Annotated in this window: 2 protein-coding genes; both read left to right on the top strand. The window is 40.8% G+C overall.

Translation table 11 applies throughout. From position 1 onward, the window contains the following. Nucleotides 1-869 (top strand): 4-hydroxy-tetrahydrodipicolinate synthase (dapA, locus tag ACFIO3_RS10350; protein WP_375704422.1); only part of this gene is annotated, 869 nt, incomplete at its 5' end. 18 nt (nucleotides 870-887) lie between these two features. Continuing rightward, nucleotides 888-1,364, top strand: coding sequence for an SsrA-binding protein SmpB (smpB, locus tag ACFIO3_RS10345; protein ID WP_012231306.1), 477 nt, complete (start codon nucleotides 888-890; stop codon nucleotides 1,362-1,364).

Raw genomic sequence — 1,364 nt, 5'->3', positions numbered from 1 at the left:
TAACTGCGCTTATCACCCCGTTTGATAACAAGGGCGCAATTGATGAGAAGGCATTTTGTGATTTTGTTGAATGGCAGATTACACAAGGGATTAATGGTGTAAGCCCTGTTGGGACAACAGGTGAATCAGCAACTTTAAGTCATGAAGAACATAGGCGAATTATAGAATTGTGTGTCAAGCAGGTCGCAAAGCGTGTTCCTGTTATTGCGGGAGCGGGATCAAATAGCACAAGTGAGGCTATAGAGCTTGCACAATATGCAGAAAAGGCTGGTGCAGATGCAGTTTTGGTTGTCACTCCTTATTACAACAAACCAAATCAATCTGGTTTATACAAGCATTTTTCTTCTATTGCCAAAGCTGTTTCTATTCCGATTATAATTTATAATATCCCTGGTCGTTCTATTATCGATATGGCCGTGGAAACGATGAGAGATCTTTATCAAGATTTTAAAAATATCGTTGGTGTTAAGGATGCGACGAGCAGAATTGAGCGCGTTAGTGAGCAACGTGAAAAGTGTGGCAAGGATTTTATGCAGCTTTCCGGTGATGATTGTACAGCGTTAGGATTTAATGCACATGGAGGTATGGGGTGTATTTCGGTTTCCTCGAATGTTGCTCCAAAGCTTTGTGCAGAGCTTCAAGCTGCGTGTTTTCGTGGTGATTATAAAACAGCACGAGAATTAAATGATCGCCTCATGCCTCTCAATCGTGCTGTGTTTATTGAACCTAGCCCAGCAGGGATTAAATATGCTGCTACAAAATTGGGGCTTTGTGGTGAGACTGTACGTTCTCCGATTGTTCCATTAACAGAGAGCACAAAGAAGGTTATTGATGTAGCCCTCAGCCATGCTGGTCTTTTAAAAGCATAAAATGATATTGAAAAAGTCATGAATAAAAAAAAGAACGCGCCCGTACGGAAAATAATTGCTGACAATCGTAAAGCACGTTTTAATTTTGAAATCCTTAATAATCTCGAGGCTGGTCTTGTCCTTCAGGGAGCGGAAGTGAAGTCCTTACGTTCCAATCATGCTAATATTGCTGAAAGCTATGCGAGTTTTGAGAATGGGGAATTATGGTTAGTAAACAGCTATATTCCTGAATATACGCAGGCTAATCGTTTTAATCATGAACCACGACGTTTGCGCAAATTATTACTTTCAAAACGTGAGATGGCACGTTTTTTTAATGCAACGTCTCGTGAAGGAATGACACTTGTTCCTCTCAAACTTTATTTTAATGAACGAGGGCGCGTTAAGTTGGAGATCGCTCTAGCGCGAGGGAAAAAGCTTCATGATAAGCGCGAAACGGAAAAAAAACGCGATTGGGGACGTGAAAAAGCAAGACTTTTAAAAAGATATGGATGA

The sequence above is a fragment of the Bartonella sp. AD328YNZD genome (assembly GCF_042196425.1).
Note: the sequence above shows the minus strand (reverse complement) of the source record. Positions and strands in the feature narration are given on the sequence as shown.